At 70.7% G+C, this 21,866-nt stretch carries 9 protein-coding genes; 4 read left to right on the top strand and 5 right to left on the bottom strand.

Annotation, left to right across the window (positions count from 1 at the left end):
* Nucleotides 1-123: 123 nt before the first annotated feature.
* Nucleotides 124-1,302 (bottom strand): ROK family transcriptional regulator, encoded by a 1,179-nt coding sequence (locus ACZ52J_RS29580; protein ID WP_360506180.1) that lies wholly within the window; start codon nt 1,300-1,302, stop codon nt 124-126.
* A gap of 582 nt (nt 1,303-1,884) precedes the next feature.
* On the opposite strand from ACZ52J_RS29580, the gene ACZ52J_RS29575 reads away from it, so the two are divergent.
* Nucleotides 1,885-3,567: an outer membrane protein assembly factor BamB family protein gene (locus tag ACZ52J_RS29575; protein WP_465623103.1), complete on the top strand. Its 1,683-nt coding sequence runs from the start codon at nt 1,885-1,887 to the stop codon at nt 3,565-3,567.
* A 226-nt stretch (nt 3,568-3,793) separates the two neighbouring features.
* Entirely contained in the window at nt 3,794-6,373 is a 2,580-nt protein-coding gene (pepN, locus tag ACZ52J_RS29570; protein WP_465623102.1) for an aminopeptidase N, read from the top strand.
* Nucleotides 6,374-6,589: 216 nt separating this feature from the next.
* Here pepN and ACZ52J_RS29565 read toward each other — a convergent pair whose 3' ends face one another.
* From ACZ52J_RS29565 to ACZ52J_RS29550, 4 genes are all read right to left on the bottom strand, one after another.
* On the bottom strand, nt 6,590-6,817 hold the full coding sequence (locus ACZ52J_RS29565) for a hypothetical protein (protein ID WP_465623100.1): 228 nt from the start codon (nt 6,815-6,817) through the stop codon (nt 6,590-6,592).
* Between the two features lie 87 nt (nt 6,818-6,904).
* A complete protein-coding gene (gene malQ, locus ACZ52J_RS29560; RefSeq protein WP_465623109.1) occupies nt 6,905-8,992 on the bottom strand; it encodes a 4-alpha-glucanotransferase in 2,088 nt (695 codons plus the stop codon).
* Nucleotides 8,993-9,275: 283 nt separating this feature from the next.
* Nucleotides 9,276-9,650, bottom strand: coding sequence for a hypothetical protein (locus tag ACZ52J_RS29555; RefSeq protein ID WP_465623098.1), 375 nt, complete (start codon nt 9,648-9,650; stop codon nt 9,276-9,278).
* Entirely contained in the window at nt 9,650-16,513 is a 6,864-nt protein-coding gene (locus tag ACZ52J_RS29550; protein WP_465623096.1) for a polymorphic toxin-type HINT domain-containing protein, read from the bottom strand. Before ACZ52J_RS29550 ends, ACZ52J_RS29555 begins: the two co-directional genes overlap by 1 nt.
* 322 nt (nt 16,514-16,835) lie before the next feature.
* On the opposite strand from ACZ52J_RS29550, the gene ACZ52J_RS29545 reads away from it, so the two are divergent.
* Complete coding sequence (locus tag ACZ52J_RS29545; RefSeq protein ID WP_465623094.1) at nt 16,836-17,027, top strand: hypothetical protein; 192 nt, start codon at nt 16,836-16,838, stop codon at nt 17,025-17,027.
* A gap of 381 nt (nt 17,028-17,408) precedes the next feature.
* Nucleotides 17,409-21,656, top strand: a complete 4,248-nt coding sequence (locus ACZ52J_RS29540; RefSeq protein ID WP_465623092.1) for a ricin-type beta-trefoil lectin domain protein — start codon at nt 17,409-17,411, stop codon at nt 21,654-21,656.
* The last annotated feature ends 210 nt before the right edge of the window (nt 21,657-21,866 follow it).

Raw genomic sequence — 21,866 nt, 5'->3', positions numbered from 1 at the left:
GGGTCACGCCGCATTGACGGACAGGCGTTCGATCGCCTTTATGTCGGTCGCCTTCGGGTCGGTTTCGGGGCGGTCGCCTTCGGGTCCGCCTTCAGGTCGGTTTCGGGGCGGTGACCGGCAGCGCTAGGCGCGGCCCAGGGCTCCGGACTCGCCCATCTCGCTCATCACCAGCGCCAGCGCGCCGAGCACCTCGGCCCGGCCGCCGAGGGTGCCGGGGACCACCGACAGCTGCCGGGCGGCGCTGGGGATGGCGTAGCGGGCCACCGAGTCCCGGATCGGGGCGAGCACCAGCTCACCGGCCTCGGCGAGGTCGCCGCCGAGGATCACCCGGCGCGGGTTGAGCAGGTTGCACAGGGTCGCGACGCCGGTACCGATCTGCCGGCCGGCGTCGGCGATCACCCGGCGGCAGCCGAGGTCGCCCTGGTGGGCCAGCTCGACCACCCGGGGGAGCGAGAGGTCCGGGCCGAGGGTGGAGGCGAGCAGGGAGAGCAGGTAGCGGGAGCCGACGAAGGTCTCCAGGCAGCCCCGGTTGCCGCAGCGGCAGACCGGCCCGGCCTCGTCCAGGGTGATGTGCCCGATCTCACCCGCCGTACCGCCCGGGCCGCGGTAGATCTGGCCGTTCACCACCAGGCCGGCGCCGACACCGCTCGCGATCTTGATGTAGGCGAGGTCGCTCAGCCCGCGGCCGGCCCCCCAGACCAGCTCGCCGAGCGCACCGAGGTTGGCGTCGTTGTCCACGTGCACCGGCATGCCGAGCCGCTCGCCCAGCTCCCGGCCGGGGGCGATGCCCGTCCAGCCGGGCAGGATCGCGGTGGAGCCGAGCGCGCCGGTCTCCACGTCGATCGGGCCGGGCACGCCGAGGCCGACACCGATCACCTTGTCCGGACGGAACCCGGCCTGCGCCAGCAGCCGCTCGACCATCGCCTCGGCCCGGTCGAAGCCCTGCTGGGCGGAGACGTCCACGTCGATCGGGGCGCTCTCCTCGGCCAGCACCCGGTGCGCCAGGTTGCCGACCGCGACCCGCAGGTGGGTGTGGCCGAAGTCGATGCCGACCACGATGCCGGCGTCGCCGCTGAGCGAGACACTGCGGGCCCGGCGGCCGCCGGAGGAGGTGTCGGCGACCACGACGGTGCCGCTCGCCTTCAGTTCCCGCACGATGTTGGACACGGTGGCCGCGGAGAGGCCGGTGCTGCGGGCGATCTCGGCCTGGGTCAGCGAGCCGGCCATCCTCACCGCGCGCAGCACCCGCTCCAGGTTCGCCCGGTGCAGGGATGACTGCGAGCCCGGTGTGTCCGTCGACATGATCCACCCTCCCAGGGCGGGGAACCCTCCGCCGGGTGTCCCCTTCAACTCCTGAAGGGTACGGCCCAGGGGCGGGGGTGGGGGTGTCGACGGGGACGGTCGGGTGCGGGAAGTGACAGCCCGGGGAGCCGGGTGGGGGCGGGGTGGGGACGGACGTTCGGCCGGGTGGGGGCGGGGAGTGGGGCGCCGGGCGTTCGGCCGGGTGGTGCCAGGGTGTGGGGGGGCCGGGCCGCGGGGGGGGAGGGGCCCGGGGTCACGCCGCGGTGTCGGGGGTGGGGGCCGGGTGATCGGGGGGTGAAGGTGTTGCACGGCCGGGACCTGCGAGGACGGGGTTCGGCGGTCCTGGCGGCGGCCGAAAACCACACACCACTAGCATGGTGCCCAATTCTCACCCGTCCCACCGGAACCGGGAACGGTACCGGCGCGGGGACGCTTCCAGACATGACGGGGAATCAGATGGCAGGGGATCACCCTACGCCGGGGGCAGGCGAAACGCCCGGCAACGGTCCGCAGGACAACCGGGGCGTCTCGTTCGGACGCCCGCCAGGCGGTGGCGTCGATCCGGCCGCCGTCGCGGACCAGATGACTCAGCTCGACGGCTCGGCCATCCCGGGCCCGGCCGCGCCCGCCGGGCCGCCGCCCGCACAGCCGCCGGCACCGCCCGCGCAGCCGCCCGTCGGTGGCGCCGACTACGCGGCGTACGCGCCGACCGCGGCCGGCGGCTTCCCCGCGCAGGCCCCGCCGCCGGCCGGTGCGCCGGTCGGTCCGTACGACCCGCCGGTCGGTCCGTACGACCCGGTGGCCGGTGCCCCGTACGGCCAGGACGGCGGGCAGGGCTACACCACCGGCGGCTACGCCTTCCCGCAGCAGCAGCCCGGGTACACCTACCCCGGCGCTCCCGCCGCTCCCACCGCTCCCAAGCAGCGCAACCCCGTGATGCTGTGGGGCGGGATCATCGGCGGTGTGCTGGCGATCGCGATCGTGGCCGCCCTGGTCGTCCTGCTCAAGGACGACCCCACCCCCACGCCGGGCCCGAACCCGGGCCCCGTCGCCGACGGCGGCACCACCGACGGCGGCTCCGGTGGCACCAGCCCCGGTCCCGTCGTCAAGGGCGCCACCTTCAACGTCGCCTGGAGCGCCCCCAAGGGCGCCAACACGGACAGCTCGAACCAGATGCTCGGCGTCTGGGGCACCGACAAGCTCGCCATCCGCGTCGACAGCAGCGGCGTCAAGGCCTACAACCTGACGGACGGCAAGGAGGCCTGGACCATCCCCGTCCCGGCCGGCAGCAAGGAGATCTGCACCGCCTCGTACGGGGCCAACTCCAAGGGCATCGCCGCCATCGCCTTCAACACCGGTGACAGCGACTGCTCCACCATCGGCGCCGTCGACCTCAACCAGGGCAAGCTGCTCTGGAGCGTCAAGGCCTCGGCCGACCGGATGTCCTCGCCGACCCTGAGCGTCACCGACAACGTCGTCGCCATCGGCGGCAGCACGGTCGGCGCCCTGAACATCGCCAACGGCCTGGCGGCCTGGCAGTTCCAGCCGCGCGACAAGGACTGCAGCCTGCACGGCCGGGCGGCCGGCGCCCAGATCGCGGTCAGCGACCGCTGCTACGGCGGCAGCGGCCCGAAGTCCCAGCTCGTCATCGTGAACGCCGAGACGGGCAAGGCGGCCAGCACGCCGATCACCCTGACCGGCAGCATCGAAGAGGTCGACCAGGTCGTCCAGGACAAGCCGCTCGTCCTGCTGATGTCCAGCGGCCCGCAGGGCGACTACATCCTGCCGTTCGACAAGGACAACAAGCCGGGCAACCAGATGTCCGTCAAGGAGCCCGGCTCGGACAGCCTGCGCCTGTCCGGCCAGGGCGAGGCCCTCACCCGGAACGTGGTCAGCGGTTCCACGCTGTACGTCCAGGTCAGCGGCACCAAGCCGGGCATCAACGCCTACGACCTGAACACCGGCAAGCGCCTGTGGGCGGCCGCCGCCACCTCGGCCAGCAACGACATGCGCCTGGTCTCCGGCACCGACAAGGACGGCAAGGTCCGCGCCGTCGTCGAGCAGGGCTACGACAAGCCGGCCCGCCTGGTGACGCTCTCCCCGACCGACGGCTCGATGACCGACATCGGCACCATCGCGATGCCGAACGGCCTGGACATCGGCACCAGCACCTCCGAGTACCTCATCTCGGACGACGGCAGCGCGGTGTACGCCTTCCGTCGCTACAGCGCCACCGACGGTCCGCTGACCAAGTGGAAGAAGTGACGCCGGGGGCATGACCCCTCGTCGCGGCCCACGCGGGCGCGACGGACGCGGACGTGGCCGACGCGGGCGCGGCCGATGACGTAGTGACCGATGAGGCCGCGACCGCACACGGGCGGGGCGGGCACGGGCGAACAGCCCGGGCCCGTCCCGCCCGTGAATTTTCGGCGGTCCGATGCGTTGGACATGCGAGGATTCGGACCATCAGCCTGACAAAGGAGTGCAGCGAGTGCCCGGCACAAACCTGACCCGCGACGAGGCCCGCACCCGGGCCGATCTGCTCCGCGTGGACGCGTACGACATCGAGCTCGACCTGGGCTCGGCCCGCGACGGTGGCACCTTCCGGTCCACCACCGTGGTCCGGTTCACCGCCACCACGCCCGGCGCGGACACCTTCATCGACCTCGTCGCCCCGAGCGTCGAGGAGATCACCCTCAACGGCGTCTCGCTCGACCCGGCGAGCTTCGCCGACAGCCGCATCCCGCTGCCGAACCTGGCCGCCGAGAACGAGCTGCGGATCGTCGCCGACTGCGCGTACACCAACACCGGTGAGGGCCTGCACCGGTTCGTCGACCCGGTCGACGGCGAGACCTACCTGTACACCCAGTTCGAGGTGCCGGACGCCCGCCGGGTCTTCGCCACCTTCGAACAGCCCGACCTGAAGGCCACGTTCGCGTTCACCGTGACCGCTCCCAAGGGCTGGGTCGTGGTCTCCAACTCGCCGACCCCGACCCCGGTCGGCGACGGCGACACCCAGGTCTGGACGTTCGAGCCCACCGGCCGGATCTCCAGCTACATCACCGCACTGGTCGCCGGCCCGTACGTCGGCGTCTTCGACAGCTACGAGAACGGTGAGCAGAAGGTGCCGCTGGGCATCTACTGCCGGCCCTCGCTGCGCGAGTTCCTCGACCCGGAGGCCATCTTCGAGGTCACCAAGCAGGGCTTCGACTACTTCCAGGAGAAGTTCGACTTCCCGTACCCGTTCGCGAAGTACGACCAGCTGTTCGTCCCGGAGTTCAACGCCGGCGCGATGGAGAACGCGGGCGCCGTCACCCTCCGCGACCAGTACGTGTTCCGCTCCAAGGTCACCGACGCCGCGTACGAGTCCCGCGCCGCGACGATCCTGCACGAGCTCGCCCACATGTGGTTCGGCAACCTCGTCACCATGGAGTGGTGGAACGACCTCTGGCTGAACGAGTCCTTCGCCACCTTCGCCGAGGCCGTCTGCCAGGCCGAGGCCCCCGGCTCCAAGTGGCCGAACTCCTGGACCACCTTCGCCAACCAGATGAAGACCTGGGCCTACCGGCAGGACCAGCTGCCGTCCACCCACCCGATCATGGCCGACATCAACGACCTGGAGGACGTCCAGGTCAACTTCGACGGCATCACCTACGCCAAGGGCGCCTCGGTGCTCAAGCAGCTGGTGGCCTACGTCGGCCAGGACGCCTTCTTCCAGGGCGTGCAGGCCTACTTCAAGCGCCACGCCTGGGGCAACACCCGGCTCAGCGACCTGCTCGGCGCCCTCGAGGAGGCCAGCGGCCGCGACCTCAAGGCCTGGTCCAACTCCTGGCTGGAGACCGCCGGCATCAACGTGCTGCGCCCCGCCATCACGCTGAACACCGACGGCGAGATCGAGTCCTTCGCCGTGCTGCAGGAAGCCCCCGCGCTGCCCGCCGGCGCCAAGGGCGAGGCCGTGCTGCGGCCGCACCGCATCGCGGTCGGCCTGTACGAGCTGAACGGCGACGCGCTGGTGCGCACCGACCGGATCGAGCTGGACGTCGACGGCCCGCGCACCGAGGTGCCCGAGCTGGTCGGGCGTCACCGCCCGGCCGTCGTCCTGCTGAACGACGACGACCTCTCGTACGCCAAGATCCGGCTCGACGAGGACTCGCTGGCCGTCGTCACCGAGCACCTCGGCGGCTTCACCGACTCGCTCCCCCGCGCGCTGTGCTGGGCCTCCGCCTGGGACATGACCCGCGACGGCGAACTCGCCGCCCGCGACTACCTGGCGCTCGCGCTGTCCGGCATCGGCCGCGAGTCCGACATCGGCGTCGTGCAGTCCGTGCACCGCCAGGTCAAGCTCGCCCTCGACGGGTACACCGACCCGGACTGGCGCGAGGAAGGCCTCTCCCGCTGGGCCGCCGCCGCCGAGGAACACCTGCGCGCCGCCGAGCCCGGCAGCGACCACCAGCTGGCCTGGGCCCGCGCCCTCGCCTCGGTCGCCCGCACGGACGGTCAGCTCGAGCTGCTCGCCGGGCTGCTGGACGGCTCCGTCGAGATCAAGGGCCTCGCGGTCGACACCGAGCTGCGCTGGACGCTGCTCACCCGCCTCGCGGCCACCGGCCGCGCGGACGAGGCCCTCATCGCCGCCGAGCTGGAGCGCGACAACACCGCGGCCGGCCAGGAGCACGCGGCCACCTGCCGCGCCGCCCGGCCGACCGCCGAGGCCAAGGCGCAGGCCTGGGCGTCGGTGGTGGAGTCCGACACGCTGACCAACTACGTGCAGGAGGCCGTCATCGCCGGCTTCCAGCAGTCCGACCAGCGCGAACTGCTCGCGCCGTACGCGGAGAAGTACTTCGCGGCGGTGAAGGGCATCTGGGAGACCCGCAGCCACGAGATCTCGCAGCAGATCATCGTCGGGCTGTACCCGGCGCTGCAGGTCACGACCGCGACGCTGGAGACCACCGACGCCTGGCTGGCCTCGGCCGAGCCGGCGCCGGCGCTGCGACGCCAGGTCGTCGAGTCGCGGGCCGGGGTCGAGCGCGCGCTCAAGGCCCAGGCGGCCGACCGTGCGGCGGGCGGGCGCTGACGAAGCGCCGGGTAGGCCGCTGGGTAAGCCGCCGGTAGGCCGCTGAGACCGCGAAGGGGCGCCGGATCGTCCGGCGCCCCTTCGAGGGTTGTGCGGGTCGTGCGGGTCGTGCAGGTCCCTTGGATGGACGCCGTGCGGGTCCTGATGCACGCCGTGCGGGTCCTGGCGGACGCCCGTCGTGCGAGGCGTCCGGGTGGGACTTTGTGCGCGCGGTGGTTACTTCTCCTTGCCCTTGCCGTACGGCAGACCGGCCAGCGCCGCGATGACCACGAAGGCGACGATCGGGAGAAACACGTACAGGCCGAGGGTCTGGCCGACGCTCAGGCCGGAACCGGGGTCGTCACCGTCATCCCTGGTGAAGGCCATGGCGGGCGACGACAGCAGCATCATCAGCGTGACCGTTGCGGAGACCGCGCCGGCTCGCAAAGCGTTCCTCTTGTCCACGTTTCCAACTTACCCGCCGCTTATGGGAGGGCGCGCGTCGGGGTCGGCCTGGTGGGGTGGGGGCCGACCGGCGTCGGGCTCCGGCGGTCAACGGGACGGGTCGTGGGGCCTGGGCGGGGCGAGGAGGTGGGCGAGGAGGCGGGCCGTGGGGGTGGTGGCGAGGCGGTCGAGGGTGACCGGGTCGCCCGCGTCGTCCGCGACCGGGAGGCGCCAGTTCGGGTACTGGTCCCAGGTGCCCGGCAGGTTCTGCGGGCGCGGGTCCCCGACCAGGTCCGGCAGCCAGACGCCGACCAGCTCCGCCGGAGTCGCCCGCAGGAAGCGGTACAGCACGGGCATCGACAGCGGCTCGCCCGGGGTGATCAGCCCCAGCTCGGCCAGCTCCGCCCGCCAGTCCGCCAGCTCCCCGGCCGCCTCCTCCTGCTCCTCCCCCAGCGGGCGGGCCAGCAGGCCCAGCCGGTGACGCAGCTCGACGTGCTCACCGGAGAGCCGGGCCGCGGTACTCGGCAGGTCATGGGTGGTGAGAGTGGCCAGACAGCCCGGCCGCCAGCGCTCCGGGGCCAGGATGCCGCCGCCGGCCTGCCAGTCCCGCTCGAACCAGAGGACCGAGGTGCCGAGCACACCGCGCGCCGCCAGCTCCTCCCGGACGCCCGGCTCGACCGTCCCCAGGTCCTCGCCGATCACCGCCGTCCCGGCCCGGTGCGCCTCCAGGGCCAGCACGCCGAGCATCGCCTCCGCGTCGTAGCGGACGTAGGCGCCCTCGGTGGGCGGGTGCCCGGCCGGTACCCACCAGAGGCGGAAGAGGCCCATGACGTGGTCGATGCGCAGCGCCCCGGCGTGCCGTGTCGTCGCCCGCAGCAGCTCCGCGTACGGGGCGTAGCCGGCCTCGGCGAGCGCGTCCGGGCGCCAGGGCGGCAGGCCCCAGTCCTGGCCGTGCGCATTGAAGGCGTCCGGCGGGGCGCCCACCGAGATGCCCGCGGCGAGGACGTCCTGCAGCGCCCAGGCGTCCGCGCCGTCCGGATGCACGCCGACCGCGAGGTCGTGGATCAGGCCGACCGGCATCCCGGCCTCGCGCGCGGCGCGCTGGGCGTCGGCGAGCTGCTGGTCGACCTGCCAGGCGAGCCATCGGTGGAACTCCACCCGCTCCTGGAGTTCCTTCTCCGCCTGCTCGACCTGCGGGCCGTCCGGGTGACGCAGGCCCTTCGGCCAGTGGTGCCAGTCCGCGCCGTGCACCTCGGCCAGAGCGCTCCACAGCGCGTGCCGGCGCAGCCACTCGCCCTCGCGGCGCCGGAACGCCTCGTACGCGGCCTGCCGGCCGGGCCCACGCGGCACCTCGTGCAGCAGCTCCAGGGCCTCGCGCTTGAGCGCCCAGACGGCGTCGCGGTCGATCAGGCCGTCGTGCCCGAGGACCTCCTCGCGCAGGCGGACGGCCCGGCGGGTCAGCTCCTCGGCCCTTTGTCGTTGCTCCGCAGTCAGGTACGCGTACTCGGGGACGGCCTCGATCCGCAGGTGCACCGGGTCGGCGAAGCGGCGGGAGGACGGGCGGTAAGGGGACGGATCGGACGGGGCGCCGGGAAGTCCCTGATGCAGCGGGTTGATCTGCACGAAGCCCGCACCGAGGTCCGCACCCGCCCACTGCGCCAACTCGGCGAGATCGCCGAGGTCACCCATGCCCCAGGAACGGTCGGACAGGACGGAGTACAGCTGGGCGAGGAAACCCCAGCTACGGCCCGGGAGTTGGGGGACCTGCTGCGGGGCGACGATCAGCCGTGCCTGGGCCTTTCCTTCACCGGTCTCCACCTTGAGCGTGTGCCGCCCGAGGGGCAGATCGGCGGGCAGCCAGTGCGAGTGCCCGCGCGGCAGCTCCCAACTCCCCCCGCCCTCCAGCTCCACCCGCAGCCGGGCATCCGCCGGCACGTCCAGGGCGGTACGCCGCCCCTGCCGGACCACCACACACGGCGGCAGCAACCGCGCCTGCTGCTCCGCCCGGTGACGCTCCAGCGCCTCCCGCACCTCCCCCGGCGTCCCGGCCGCCACCCCCAGCGCCGCGAGCACCGCCACCAGCGTCCGCGCCCCCACCCCCTGCCCACCCGGCCCCGGATACCGGGCATCCACCCCGTACGCCTGCGCCAACGCCACCAGTTCGGCAGGCGGCGGCGGAGCATCCTGCGCCGGCACCTGCTCGGCTCCGTCACTGTCGTGGTAAGCGGCCACTCGCGGCTCCTGCGATGTCTCGGCAACACCCGGGTAGGACCCCCAAGTCCTACCCGGGTGACACCTCGATCACCCAGCGCGACACGAGGGCCAAGACCCCTGCGTCGAGCTGCGACCCTGTCGGCCGGGGATCGATCGAGAACTCCGGCCTCTCACCTCCGGAATTCGTCCGGAACAACGAACAGCAACAGCCTCATCCGCTGGGACGTGGGGTCCGGTACGCAGGGCTGAACTGGACCCCGCAGGCCTACGTCCGAGGGCCATCGAAACCGTAGAGTTGCACCGCGACACCCTGCTGACGGGCGAAATCCGCGATGCCCTCCACTGCCGCCGCCAGCGCAGTCACGAGCTTCTGGAGCTCCGAATTGCGCTGCTCCCTGCTGGACGCGGCCTCCACCGCCCGCCAGGTGGTCCGGTAGGCGTCTTCCAGTGGACCGATCATCTCGTCGTACTCGATGAGGCTGTCCAGCTCGCAACCAGGCCGACGGCCTTGTGCGGCCATGTCCAGCTGAGCGGTGACTGAAATGAGATCACCCACTAGCTTCACGTGCCTCGGACCGATCCTCCGACTCACCAGAATTCCAGCCAGCACGGCGTTCCAGTTCTCTTCCTCGTCCAGCATCAGTTCCCCATTTCCCTCAGCATCCGAGCGAGTCTCGCAGCTCCGGCCCTACCGGCAGGTATGTCGACCCCACCCGCTCTCAGAATGGCCACGCAGTAGGTAGCGCAACTGTTGGTTCCGTAGCTGTACGCGCCCAGGTCCGCGCCAACCGACTTGAGCTGCTTCCGGACCGCAGCCCCGACGTTGGGAACCCGGAACGTCAACTGCTGAGTGTTCGGTCCCAGCGGCTCGGTGGCTACCTGGGCCGACGTGGGGTAGCCGGTGAAATCCTCCGTACCCGGCGGGGCGTCGACCACCTGCTCCGTCTCAAGCGGGCGGCGGGCGCCATCCGGTTTCACCGAGATGGTCGCATGTCCTCGCGCCCCGATGTCAGGATCCCAGTTGACCGTCGCCGTTCCGTCCCCGTCGCCGCAGTTGTGAACGAGAACCGGGGAGGCTCCTGCCAGCACATAGTACGTGTGGAGCAGGTTGACGGTGAGGTTGTGGGTGGTGACGGCGTAGGGGTAATTGCGGACGGACTGGATGGTGAGGGTGGTGCCGTCGGGCTGGCGGAGGTGTTCGCCAGGGGTGAGTTCGCCGGCGTCTACCCACTGCTGGCGGGTCTCGCTCCAGTAGGGGTGGTGGTGGGTGGAGGTGATCTCCGCCTGGTCGGCGGTCGGCGGGCCGCGGGGGCTGGCGTCGTCGGTGAGGGTGAGGTCGGTGAAGTCCTTGTCGTCGGGGGTGGTGATGGTCGCGGTGACGGGTTCGGGGTGGGTCTCGCCGGTCTGGGGGTCGGTCGCCATGACGACATCGCCCTCGTGGATGTCCTCAATGGACTTGAGAGTGCCGTCCCCCATCAGCACCTTGGTACCGGTCGGGAAGCTGTTGCGGACGAGTGAGCAGCTGGAGCCGGCCGCGTCGTCGGCTTCCTGAGCCGCCGCCTTACTCTCTGTCCCTGCCGCGTCGGTTGCTGTTTCTTTTGCTGCCTTTTCTTCCGCTGCCTTGGCTGCTGCTGCTTCAGCTGCACGAGCCTCTGATGCGGCTGTCTTGGCGGTGATGTAGGCGGCGTCGGCTTCCTTGGCTACGCGTTCGCCGGCCCGGATTGCGTCGTAGGCCTTGTTGATCTCCTTGTAGATCTTGAGGGCCTGGATGCCGACCTTGATGGCCTTGAAGATCTTGCCCCAGGGGACCACGTTGAGGGCGGTGTTGATGCAGCCCATCACGTCGCCCTTGGTGAAGCAGTCGCGGGCGTCGTTGAAGCCAATCAGATCGCCGACGACGTCGATCACCTTGTGCACGAGCTCGTCGCGCTTGTGCTTAGCCTCGTTTACGACCTTGTCGGCAGCATCCTTACGGTTCCCTGCATCCTGCTCCTCCGGCGTCTTCTTCGGCACCGAAGCCAGGGTCGGGGAGTTCCCGCCCGCCGGGGTGATGTAGGAGTAGCCGTGACCGTTGTCCCTTTCAGTCGCGAGGCCATCGCACTCGGCCGTGGTGTCGCAGGTGGGCCTCAGGCCGTTGGCGTCGGACTTGTTGATCGGGCTGTTGTTGGCGTACGCATACGCGTTCCACTGCTGGGGGTCGCCGGGATCGGTGATGGGGTCGGGGCTGATGAAGCGGCCCGTTGTGGAGTCGTACTCGCGGGCGCCGAGGAGGGTGAAGCCGGTTGACTTCTCCTTGGTGCCGCCGACGAAGCCCTTGTCACCGGCCCAGACACCCGCCTCGGGCTGGGTGCCGCGCTCGTTGCCGAAGGGGTCGGTGGGGCGACGGACGTGAGTGAGCGTCGCGGCGTCGAACTGGACGCCGTTGGTGCCGTGCGGGTCCCCGCCCTGGTAGGCGAGCGTGGAGGTGCCGTTGGTGGTGGTGCGGGTGATGGAGAGGCCGGTGGACGCCGCGTAGGAGCGGACGTCGGTGACGGCCTTGGTGTTGGTGTCCAAGGTGATCTGGTCGGCACCCAGGTTGAGGGTGACCTTGCCGGGGTCACGGCGGATCAGCTGGTTGCCGGACAGGTCGTACAGGTAGCTGGTGGCGCCGCTCTGGCCGGTACCGGTGATCTGGTCGAGCTTGCCCTGGGCGTTCCAGGTCAGTGTCCTGGTGCCCGGGGTGTCGGTGATCGAGGTGGTGTTGCCCGTGGCGTCGTAGGTGTAGGAGGTCACCGCGGTGCCGGCCGGGCCGGTCTGGGTGGACTTCATCAGCGCGTGCGGACCGCCGGTGCCGCCGCCCGTCTTCGGGTCGGTGGACGGGGTGTTGGGGCCGGTGCCGAAGGTCTGGGTGGTGGTGACGTCCTTGGTGGTGTCGCCGTTGACGTCCTTCTGGACCAGCTTGGTGCGGTTGCCGACGAGGTCGTACTCGTACTGCTGCCAGTACGGGGCCGGTCCGCCGACGCTCGGCTTGTCGGCGTCCATCGACGGTCCGTCGGTGTTGGCGCAGGCACCGACGCCGGGGACGCTGGGCTGGGGCCTGGTGGTCTGGGTCCCGGTGTCGGTCCAGGCCTGCGTAAGGCGCCCGAGGTAGTCGTGGGTGAAGCACTGCAGGTCGGCGATCTCGCCGTCCTGCGCGTTGCGGGCCGACGTGACCTGGCCGAGGGGATTGTAGGTGTAGTCGACCGAGTCGACGTGGGCGGTCTCGGCGGTCTGCTTGTCCAGGATCGAGCGCGCGACCCGGCCGGTGGCGTTGTCGATGTCCAGCGTGGCGACCACCTGAGCGCCTGCGCCGCCCACGGTGGTGCGGTACGGCCGACCGTACGGGTCGTAGCGGACATCGGCCACGTAGGTCGTAGACGGGTCGTACCCGAAGACGCTGCCCAGGCCAACGAATTGGCCGCCTGAGTCGGTGGTGAAGCTGAGCCTCTCCCGACCCATGCCGGCCACGTCCGGCAGGGTCGAGGTCTCCAGACGGCCGCCCGCGTCATAGGTGTTGTCGGTCTGGTAGACGCCGGCGAGTCCGCCCTCGACGGCCGGGATGGTCGTCCTCGCGCCGGTCTCGCGGTACCCGATGTCGTAACCCGTGACCTCCGACTTGTACGCGTCCCCGCTCGCCCCGCCCACGTAGCGGGTCGAGGCGGTCGGCTTGCCCTTGGCGAGGGTGTCGAAGGTCCAGGCGGCGACCTGCTTGGCCGGGTCGACCGTCGTGCCCTCGTAGGCCGCGACGGTACGGCCGAGGAGGTCGGTGACGCTGGTCGCGCTCTTGCCGCGCGAATCCGTGGCTGTGACGAGGTTCTTGCTGTCGTCGTACGACGTCGTTCCGATGCCCGAATCCGGGTCGGTGGTCTTCACCGGGCGGCCGAGCAGGTCGTATTCGTACGTCCACTGGTTGCCCGCCGCGTCCTTGCGCCAGACCTCCTTGCCGTCCGGCGTGTAGCCGTAGGTGGTCTCGTCGTACGCACCGGTCGGGGTGTTGTCCTTGTACTGGCGCAGGGCGATGGTGTTTCCGCGGGCATCGGTGATGGTCGCGGAGGCGTAGCCACCGGCCGGCGGAGTGGTGCGGACCTCATCGGCACCGACGAAGTCGGTGTGGGTGCGCCACTGTTCGATGCCATAGGACTGGAAGATCGAGTCGACGACCCGGCCCATCCCGTCGAGCTTCTGAACGGTCTGGGAGGGGATCTTGCTGTCCGGCTCCACGCCGCCGTTGGGCAGGAAGAGCTGGCCGCTGGGCTGCGCCTCGTCGTTGTAGTAGGCGGCGCTGGTCTTGGTCTGCCAGCCGTGCGAGTCGAACAGCGCGTCGGTGACCATACGGCCGATGGCGCCCGAGGGCGTGCTGGCCTGGGTCTGCCGGACGCGGCCGAGGCCGTCGTAGATGGTGAAGCTGGAGGTGTACCTCAGGCCCCCCATCAACGCCTGGCTGAGCACCTGCGAGGGCGCGTTGGTGCCGTTGACCGAGTAGGAGATCTTGCGGTTCGGCCGGTTCGGGTTCTTGGCCCGGTCGTTGCCCGGACTCCAGCTGGCCAGCGCGCGCCCGAGGGCGTCGAAGTCCTGCTCGCTGATCCGGCCGTTCTCGTCCTTGATCTTGAGCGGTGAGCCGCGGCCGACGTCCAGGGTGCTGACGGTCTGCCAACCCACCGGGTTGGTGTGGGTGACCTCCGTAGGCAGCTGGCCGGCGGCCGGGGAGTACGCGGTCTTGGTCTCGGCGCCGGTCGGGTGGGTGGCGTCGGTGCGGGTCGGGTCGATGGTGCTGACGACTCGACCGTAAGCGTCGAAGCTCGCCCTGGCGGTGGCCCGGTAGACCGGCTTGCCGTTGGTGTCGTAGCGCTCCAGGACCTCGGTCGAGGTCTGCTCGGCCTTGGCGCCGGACTGGCCGAGAGGCAGGCCGTCGAAGTACGCCCGGGTGTCGGCGACCGTGTTGTCCTTGGTCGCGGTCTGGCCGCAGGCGCCCTTGAGGACCAGCGTGCGCGAGGCCAACTGCGTGGGTGCGCCACCGGGGCCGGCGGCGTACTCGAACGAGGTGCAGAGCAGTTGCTCCGGGTGGGTCGGGTCGCCGTTGTCGTAGACAGTCAGCGGACGGGCGAACGGCGTCGAGTCGTACGAGGTGGAACGCTCGCGGGTGCGCCAGCCGTTGGCCAGCTTGTCGTGGTTGGTCACCTTGAGGACGTTGACGGCTCGGGCCGTGATCGCCGGCATGCCGCCGGACTGGCCGCGAGTCGCCGTGACCGGGCCGATCCACGGGTCGGAGACCACGGTGGAGAGGAGCTCGCCGTTCTCGCCGTTGTAGTTGGCGGAGTCCCGGATGAAACCGACCAGGGCGTTCTCGTCCTTGATGGCGCCGCCGTGGACGTCGGTCACGGTCACCTGGCGGGTGGTTCCGTTGGCGAGGACGTCGCCGTCCATGCCGCGCAGGAACGTGGCGACCGACTTGGTGCGCGGCGCCTCGACATCGTTGCCGCTGCCGGTGAGGGTCGTGACCGTCGCGTAGCCGCGGAACTGGTCCCAGGTCCGGCTCTTGGAGTCGGCCATCTCGGAGTCGTTGCGGTGCCAGGCCGCGCCGCCGCCGTACACGTAGTTGGTGACGACCGCGGGCTGGCCACCGGCGACCGAGTCCTCCTGGGTGACGGACTGCACGATGATCTTGTTGAACCAGTCGTTCACCGGATCCGGCGCGCTCTGCCCGGGCAGGTACCACTTGACCGGCATGCAGGCCATCGTGTTGCTGTCCTCGGACGCCGGCATCGTCCCGCCGGCCTCGCGCGAGCACTCTGCCGGCCGGTAGACGACGTTGATCAGGCCGCCGGTCTCGGTGGTGATCTTCTGGATGCGCGGGCGATTGTACGGCTCGATCGAGGCCGAGGTGCCGTCCGGCGCGACGATCTGGCCCTGGACGCGGTTGGCGATCTGAAGCGGCTGGAAGGACACCGCCGGCAGGGTGATCGGCGTGCGGTTGTTGCTGCCGGTGTGCTGGACCGAGTCCAGCCACAGTGACGGCGAGGTGCCGTCACCCGGGTCCTGGAACGACTGGTTGAGGGCTAAGGAGTCGACCGGGCGGTACGTGGCGCCGTCCCACACCTCGGTGTCGATCTTCGTGAGGCGCTTGGTGGTCCAGAAGGTCGGCGAGTAGACGGTGCAGTCGCCGGTCGCGTCGCAGTTCTGGTCGACCGGGGTGTCCGGCCAGCGCTTGGCGTTGGCCTTGGTCCGCTGGGACGGGTCACAGGTGAAAGCACTGTCCGGCAGGCACCGTTCGGCGGTACGGAACCACACCTGGGCGGCCGGGTTGGCCTTGCCCTTGGCGGCGATCTGGTCGGGCAGGCGCTGGCCGTAGCCCACCCAGGTCGGGTAGCTGGCGCGCTGGTACTGGGTCCGGGGGCCGTTGCCGTTGTTCTGGCCGCCGCCCTGGACGTAGCGGTTCTGCTCCTGCTCGTACCGGTAGGTGATCAGGTTCTGGTGCGGGTCGACGACGTAGTCCAGCGACCACTGCCAGCCCATCTGGTTCCAGGTGTTGGTGGCCGGGGAGCCGCTCTTCAGGCACGGGTCCTGGCCGCCGGGCCAGTAGACCGGGAGTGCGGAGACCGAGTTGGCGGCCTGGTCGGTGCCGTCGCCTCCGGGCAGGTGGTTGGCACCGAAGTAGAACTGCGTGCCGTCGACGGTGGTGATCCGCCAGGCCTCGCCGTTCCAGGCACCGTTGTTCTGGCCGGTCAGCCGCTCGACCTTGGTGCCGTCCTCGCCCTGCAGGTGCCACTCGCAGGACTTGTCGTCCTTGACGAGCTGGCCCGCGTGGCCGGCGAGCGAGAGCTGGAGCAGGTCGCCGCCCCAGCACTGGTCGCCCGACTTGTCGATGCCGGCGTCCTTGCAGCCCTTGTAGCCGCGGACGATGGAGCCCGGCTGCCACTCCCAGCCCTCGCCGACCCAGGACGGCTGGGCGTTGGTGGAGGCGGTCTTGCCGTCCACGGCGGAGGAGTCGTAGCCGAGCGAGACGTCGGGGGCGGGTCCGGCCAGGGCGGAGGGCAGCTCCACGGTGTAGCCGTAGGTGAAGTTGCCTGCGTTGGCGCCGGCCTGCCAGGAGGCGGACGGGGTGATCGGCGAGGCGGTGAAGTCGCCGCTGCTGCCCTTGGCGTCGGCCTCGACGGCGAGCGCCACCGTGGGGGCGGCGGCCGCCGGGCTCACGAAGGCGCCCGAGGTGGAGGACTTGGCGGCGGTGGAGGTCGGCTGCGGAACGTCGACCTCGGCCACCAGCCGGCCGGTGGAAGCGTCCCGGTGGGACGGCACCGGGGTGCGCGCCGTGCAGCCTGCGGCGCCCGGCGTCGTCAGCGCGCAGCCGGGCAGCTGGACGATCCTGGCCCGCGAGGCCCAGTTGGCACCGGCGTTCTTCGCCCAGGGCTCGACGTCGATCCCGACCTGGACCCGACCGGCCTGGTTGCCCTCACCGGTGCCGGTGAGAGCGACCAGGGCACCGTTCACTCCGGCGGCCTTCGCTTGGCCCTGATCGGCCAGATCGACCTGCAAGGCCGAGGGGTCGTCCGTGGCCGACGGGGCCGCCGGTGCGGTTCGAGCGGCCGATTTCCCACCCGGGGCCGGGGCGATCCAGACCGGCAACGAGCCGGCCTGAACCGGCTGCGAGGGCGCGGCTGCCGGTGCCGCGTCGGATGCGGTCGGTGCCGGCGCCGCCTTGGCGCCGGCACCGCCGAGGACCGCGGTGGCTCTGCCGGACGGTGGACTGGAATCGGTCGGTGGCGACCACTTCTTTCCGGGATCGGGGTGGTAGCCGGCAGCCTTGCCGTTCGTGCCCTTCACCGGATGGGTTTCCGGCACCGGCGTGTTCGGCGGCACCCAGACCTTCGGCGGAGTGGCCGCGTGGGCGACCGCCTCGACCGAGGGGATCGTCACCACCGACATACAGACGGCCAGCGCGGCCGCGACAGCCACCTTCAGGCTGAGCGGACGTGTGAACACGCGGACACGACGAGACAACTGATCCCCCCACAGGTCACCAAGCTTGAATCGGGCCGACCCCACCAGCCCAGGCTTCCGGCACCTTAGGGGCACACGACCTATCCGGAACAGGAAGACTTCATGATCACGCAGTGTGAGGAATGTCACCCGGAGAGCAATGTGCCACCACCCGCGACAACTCGGACACCCCGTCGACAAAACGCTTTGACAGCGAAGCAATTGTGAAGGCAGCGTGCCGCTGACTTCTGCTCACATCACCTTTGACGACGGGGTCTTCATGTCGAGGGCAAAACCTCCATCTCTTCAAACTCCCGGACGGAGCACGAGAAGCCGGACATTCGGCGCGGCGCTCCTGCCACTCGCCTGCACGGCCGTCCTCTCCCTCGGCGCGGGCCTGTTGGCGGTGCCCGGCATCGCCGCGGCGGCTCCCGCCGACCGCAACCACGGCCCTGCCGACACCTCCTGGCCGACGCCACCACCGCCTCCGGCCAAGGGGCAGTCCGACGCCCGCTCGGCGCAGACCGAGGCGATACGCACCGCCCAGGCGAAGGCGAAGAGCACCGGAAAGCCCGTCGTCGTCGATGCCTTGACCACGGGGAACAGCCGGACCACGGCCAATCCGGACGGCACGGTGACCAACGACTCCACACCGGTGGCGGAGCGGGTCAAGAACGCCGACGGCACCTGGCGCGCCGTGGACGCGACCCTCCGGACCAACCCTGACGGCACGATCACGCCGACCGCCGTCCCGTCCGCGCTCACGTTCTCCGGCGGGGGCAGCGGGCCACTGGCCACCATGGCGACGGCGGACGGCAAGAAGCTGTCGATCAAGGCGCCGTTCGACCTGCCGAAGCCCGAACTCACCGGCAGCTGCGCGCTCTACCGGTCCGTCCTGCCCGGCGTCGACCTGGAGCTGAGCTCCACCACCGCGGGCGGCTGGCGCCAAGTCCTGATCGTCCGCACCGCACAGGCCGCCGCGGACCCGAAGATCAAGAATCTGCACCTCGACACCGTCGCCGATGGGCTGACCGTCAAAGCGGACGCCAACGGCAACCTGACGGCCGAGGACACGGCCGGCAAGGCCCGATTCACCGCTCCGGCCCCGGTCATGTGGGACTCCGCCCCGGCCGGATCCCAGCCCAAGTCGGTGGCCAACGCCGCCGCAGCCGCCCCGACGGACGGCACCCCGACCTCGGTCGGCTCCGACAGCAAAGCCCCCGGCCCTGGCGCCAGGACCGCTCCGATCACCACCACCGTCAGCGCCAGTGGCATCGACCTGGTGCCGGACCCCTCGTTGCTCGCGCAGGGCACCGGCCCCTGGTACATCGACCCGGGTTGGAACCCCAGCGTCGACAACGGCACCCAGGCCTGGGCGCAGGTCCAGTCGGCCTACCCCGTCACCCCGGAGTACAACGGCACCCAGTACGGCCAGGACAAGCCGGGTTCCGGCTACTGCGGCTACATCGACACCAACAGCCGCTGCCAGAAGGAAGGGAAGGAGCGCGCCTACTTCCAGGTCGGTCTGAACCCGACCTTCTGGGACTCGGCCGTGCTGAGCGCCAAGCTCTACGCCACCATCGCGGAGTCGTCCAGCCCCTCGACGTCCACGCCGATGGGCCTCTACTCGACCGGTGCGGGCAACAGCAACCCGATCAACCAGTGGACGCGCTGGGAAGCCCAGCCCTGCCCGGAGCTCTCGAGCTGCGCCAAGGTCGGCACGAACTGGATCATGGGAGCGGGCGGCAAGGAGTTCGACGTCCTCCCCCAGATGACCTGGGCGGCGCACGAGCACTGGGGCGGGTGGACCTTCCTGTTCGCCCCCGAGGACGAGACCAACAAGTACTACCACCAGCGGTTCGCGAACAACCCGCACATCGTCGTCACCTACGACTTCGCACCCGCCATCGGCAGCCCCGCCACCAGCCCGACGCCCGGCTTCGCCCGTGACGCCGCCTACAGCCCCTGCCAGACCCCCGGAACCGGCAACCCGTGGGACAACCCGGGCTGGGTCGGGATCAACACCGACGTCAACCTGAGCGTCGACACCTGGTCACCGACCGGTGAGCAGCTCTGGACCACGTTCAAGATCTGGGACGACGACGACAACGGCTCCTCGAAGGTCTCCGACACCAACTGGGCCGCCAGTTCGGGCCGCAAGAACGTCAGCGTCGGCCCGCTGATCGACGGACACCAGTACGGCTGGTACGCCGTCACCGACGACGGCACGCTCCACAGCGGGAACTCCCCGATGTGCTACCTGCGTATCGACCGCACCCCGCCGACCGCCCGCATCACCTCTCCGGACTTCCCTGAGTCGGGCACCCTGGGCGGACACCCGAAGCTCGTCGGCCAGGAGGGCGTCTTCACCCTGACCGGCACCGACCCGGCTCCGGCCACGGGCGGCCGCTCCTCGGGTCTGGCCTGCGCCCGATGGACCACGGACCCCGTCCAGGCCGCCGCCACCGGATGGAACTGCACCGACGGCGGCAACATCGTCAAGATGGACGGTGACGGCAGCTTCCAGCTGAAGTACACCCCCTGGCACTGGGGGACCAACTTCCTCTACCTGCAGACCCAGGACAACGCCGGCAACATGTCGCAGCCGGTCGCGTACACCTACTTCGTGCCGAGCAACCCCGCCGCCGGCGACCCGGTCATGGGCGACATCGACGGCGACCGGAGGAGCGACGTCCTCCTGCCGGACGGCACCGGCTCACTGCGCCTGGTGGGCGGCGGCGCCGACCCGTACGCGGCCCCGAACACCAGGCCGGCCTCGGCGCCCGGTGCGGCGAACAACCAGGACTGGAGCACGGCCCAGATCACCCACCGGGGTTCGTTCACCGAGCGGAACGTCGATGACCTGATCGCTCACGCTCCCGGCGCCGCCGAGTTGTTCCTCTACGCCAACGACGCGATCGCCGCCCACCTCGACGGTCAGACCTCCGTATCGCTGTCCAAGTCCGGTAGCTGTGGGCTGCCCGACGGCACACCGATCTCGTGCTCGGACCACGGAAACGGCAGCGATTGGGCGTCTGTGACCCAGATCGCAGCGTTCGGATCTCCCACGGGCGATACCCCCAGGAACCCGGGCACGACCACCACCGGCCTGCCGCGTTCCTCCCTGCTCTACGTCGAGAAGGGCCGACTCTGGCTCGCGCTGTCCTCGATCGTGGGGAAGCTCGACGGGCCGAACATTCTGCTCTCGCAGGACCAGGCCTGGGACTTCTACGACCTGATCACCCCCGGGCCGACCAAGGGCACCAACATCCCCACCGTCTGGGGCCGGTCCAAGGGTGACGGAACCATCCACGCCTACCAGTTGGCCAAGGGCAGCGCCCCCGGGACCTTCGACGCCTCCGGCTTCGCCGACCCCACCAAGGGCTGGCTGGCCAACGGCGTCGATGCCAAGCTCTACCCGAAGGTCGGCTCCAACGGCGACGTCACCGGTGACGGTGTCCCGGACCTCTGGGCGGTCGACACCGACAATCAGCTGGTCGCCTGGGCCGGCGTCGGCACCAAGGCGGCCGATGTCAACAGCGGCCCGGCGGTGACCGGCCTGGAGCAGAGCCCGGTCGCGCTCGGCAACCTCAACCGGCCGATCGACAACTGGCTGGCCGCGCCCGACGGCGGCAACGCCGTCGGCGACGGGCAGAAGCGCGCCAACGGTACGGCCTCGGGCGTGAGCTGGGTCGGGGACACCGTGGACGGCCGGGCGGTCACCGTGGGCGCCTTCAGTCCCGACGCGGGCTCGAACATCACCATGTCGGGTCCGGTGGTGGACACCCGCAAGAGCTTCACCCTCTCCACCTGGGCCAAGTCCGGACCGGGCGGCGGCGTGGTCGCCAGTCAGGAGACCGGGCACGGCAGCACCTTCATGCTGTACACCGACGGCCCCGGGCGGAACTGGAGCTTCGCCCTGGCGTACGCGGACGACGACAACTGGTCGTACGACTTCACCCGCGTGGTGAACGCCAGTGCCCAGACCCACCCCGGCGTCTGGACCCGGCTGACCGCCTCCTACGACGCGAACACCGGCATGATGGCACTGTACGTCGACGGTGTCCTCGCCGGTACCGCGATCCACAGGGCGAGCAGCGGCCCGCCGTCGTCGGGGCCGTTCGAACTCGGCCGCTACCGGTACCAGTCGAAGCCGAGCCCGAGCTTCGACGGCGGCATCAGCAGCACCGCCGTCTACCCCTTCGCGGTGGCACCCACCGCACCGAGCGTCACCGGGGTGGTCCGCTCGGCCGTCAACGGCGACATGTGCGTCGACGACACCGGCGCCGGTACCGCCGACGGCACCGCGGTCCAGCTCTACGAGTGCCACGGCGGGCCCTCGCAGCAGCTGTCGCTCGGCAACGACGGCACGCTGCGCGTCCTCGGCGGGTGCATCGCTCCGGTGAGCGCGGGTGCGGGCAACGGCACGCCGCTGGAGTACCGCACCTGCGACGGCACCGCGGCGCAGCAGTGGATGCCGTTCGCGAACAATGTGCTGTACCACCCGGCTTCGGGCCGGTGCCTCGACCTTCCGGAGTGGAAGGCGGTCGACGGCGCCCGGCTCGACTTGTGGGATTGCAACTACGCGGCGAACGAGCAGTGGAGCGTCCCGGTGCTGCGGACGGCCGTGCTGCCTGCGCCGCCGCGTTCCTGACGTCCATGTCCTGAGCTGGGCACACGGGCCCGCTTCGCCGGTCGGCGGGGCGGGCCCGGCGTGGTATCGGGGGCGGGGTCGGGGAGGGGATGAAAAGGGGCAAGACAGGCATAGCCGTCGGTGGCGTTGACACCGGGTTGGGTAGCTGGTGGGGTTGCGGGCGATGTGGTTCCGGCCTGGCGAGGAGGCTCCTGTGCAAGCCCGAGTGTC

It is taken from the genome of Kitasatospora sp. NPDC034035 (genome assembly GCF_055575755.1).
Note: the sequence above shows the minus strand (reverse complement) of the source record. Positions and strands in the feature narration are given on the sequence as shown.

Bases quoted from the DNA above. Each gene is read 5' to 3' on its own strand.
- ACZ52J_RS29580 (WP_360506180.1), bottom strand. From the start codon at position 1,302: ATGTCGACGGACACACCGGGCTCGCAGTCATCCCTGCACCGGGCGAAC.
- ACZ52J_RS29575 (WP_465623103.1), top strand. From the start codon at position 1,885: ATGACTCAGCTCGACGGCTCGGCCATCCCGGGCCCGGCCGCGCCCGCC.
- ACZ52J_RS29555 (WP_465623098.1), bottom strand. From the start codon at position 9,650: ATGCTGGACGAGGAAGAGAACTGGAACGCCGTGCTGGCTGGAATTCTG.